Below are 2,161 nucleotides of genomic sequence, written 5' to 3'. Positions count from 1 at the left end.
AGGTAAACCGGTCTTTTTGCATATGAGAACGGTGCGCATATTAGGGCATGCCGGTTCTGATGCCGAGTTTGTCTATCGCAAAGTAAGCGATATTGAAGCAACGGAATTTCAAGATCCGTTATTACATAGCGCCAGAATTTTGCTTGAAAACAATATTTTAGATAAAGAAGAGATCATTAGCATTTATGAGAATATTGAGGCAAGGATAGCTTTGGTAGCTCAAGTCGCGGCCAGTAAAGCTAAATTAGAAACTGCTGAGCAAGTTAAACAGTGCATTGTTCCGCCAGCATTAGATCGCAAACAAAGCGAGATTCACCGTCAGTTGATAACTGACTCGCAACGCGCACAATTATTTAGCCACGAAAAACATAATATCAACAAGAAGCAACATTTAGCTAAGTTACTGAATTGGGCATTACTCGATTTAATGGCTGAAAATAAAAACATGGTTATGTGTGGCGAAGATATCGCGAAAAAGGGTGGTGTCTATAATGTTACCGCTAAGCTGTGTGAACGCTTTGGTAAAAATCGGGTGATTAATACCTTATTAGATGAACAATCTATATTGGGGTTAGCGATTGGCATGGCGCATAACGGCTTTTTACCTGTACCAGAAATTCAATTTTTAGCGTATGTACATAATGCCGAAGATCAAATTCGTGGTGAAGCCGCGACATTGCCCTTCTTCTCTAATGGCCAATTTACCAATCCTATGGTTATTCGCATTGCCGGTTTAGCTTATCAAAAAGGCTTTGGTGGACATTTTCATAATGATAATTCTTTTGCTGTTTTTCGTGATATTCCGGGGTTAGTGCTGGCTTGTCCATCAAATGGAGATGATGCGGTTGAAATGCTACGTTCATCGGTTAAGTTGGCGCGTGAGCAACAACGCGTGGTGATTTTTTTAGAGCCGATCGCCTTGTATATGACCAAAGATCTTCATCAAGAAGGTGATGCATTGTGGACTCACGATTATTTGCCGCCAGCAAAAGCGACTACCGAAATTAATCAAGAAATTAAAGTACATGGTGAAGGTAAGCAGCTTTGTATTATTTCTTATGGTAATGGTTATTATTTATCGCGCAAAGCTCAAAAGGTACTTGCTGAGCAAGGAGTCGACTGTCGAGTAATCGATTTGCGTTGGTTAGCGCCACTTGATGAAAGCAATATTATTAAACAAGCTGCGCAATGTGAAAAAGTGCTCATTGTTGATGAGTGTCGTCAAACGGGCTCAATAAGTGAAGCGCTGATGACGTTGTTAATGGAAAACTCTTCATCGGGAGAGTCGAAAGAAATCAAGCGAATTTGTGCACAAGACAGCTTCATACCTTTAGGCAGTGCAGCAAATCATGTGCTTGTGTCGACTGAAGACATTGTCCAAATGGCCATGAACATGTGCCAAGAGCAGCAATAGGAAAGCAAATGACATCAACAAGTAAAAACACGATAAACAATAGCTCGGTAAAAAATAGTTCGGTAAATAATAGCTCAGCAACTAATGAAACCCTAGTAACAAACGATACATTAGTTAAAAAGCGTGTCGTGGTAATTTGTCCGGGTCGTGGCACTTACAACAAAGAAGAGCTTGGTTATTTACAGCGCCATCACAGTGATAAAACTGAAATAGTGGCATTGATTGATGATTATCGCGCTGAAAAACAGCAAAAATCGGTTGCTGAACTTGATGGCATGGAAAAATACAGTATGGCAACTCATACTGCTGGTGAAAATGCTTCAGCACTCATTTACGCTTGCGCATTGGCTGATTTTCAAAGTATTAACCGTGATGCATACGAAGTGGTCGCGGTAACCGGCAATTCAATGGGCTGGTATATTGCACTGGCGGTAGCTGGCGCGTTAAATACTGAAAGTTCAATTGAACTGATAAATACCATGGGTTCAATGATGAAAGATGGTGTAGTAGGCGGGCAGCTTATTTATCCTATTATTGATGAAAATTGGCAAATACAACAGACGATTAAACAACAGGTATTAATGTATTTGGCTGAGGCTAATGAACATAAAGATCATGAAGTCTATGTCTCAATAGAATTAGGTGGTTATTTAGTCTTTGGTGGCAATAAGTCCGGCTTAAAAGCATTAGAAAAATTGCTACCTATAGTACAAGACCGTTATCCAATGAACCTATTTAATCATGCGG

At 40.1% G+C, this 2,161-nt stretch carries 2 protein-coding genes; both read left to right on the top strand.

Annotated features, from left to right (window positions below):
• Positions 1-1,414 (top strand): MFS transporter (locus HRU21_12985; protein NRA43203.1); only part of this gene is annotated, 1,414 nt, incomplete at its 5' end.
• Between the two features lie 8 nt (positions 1,415-1,422).
• Positions 1,423-2,161: hypothetical protein (locus tag HRU21_12980; GenBank protein ID NRA43202.1), on the top strand; the 739-nt coding region annotated here is incomplete at its 3' end.

It is taken from the genome of Pseudomonadales bacterium, assembly GCA_013215025.1.
Lineage (GTDB): Bacteria > Pseudomonadota > Gammaproteobacteria > Pseudomonadales > DT-91 > DT-91.
The sequence above is the reverse complement of the archived record's forward strand: the minus strand, read 5'-3'. Positions and strand labels throughout refer to the sequence as shown.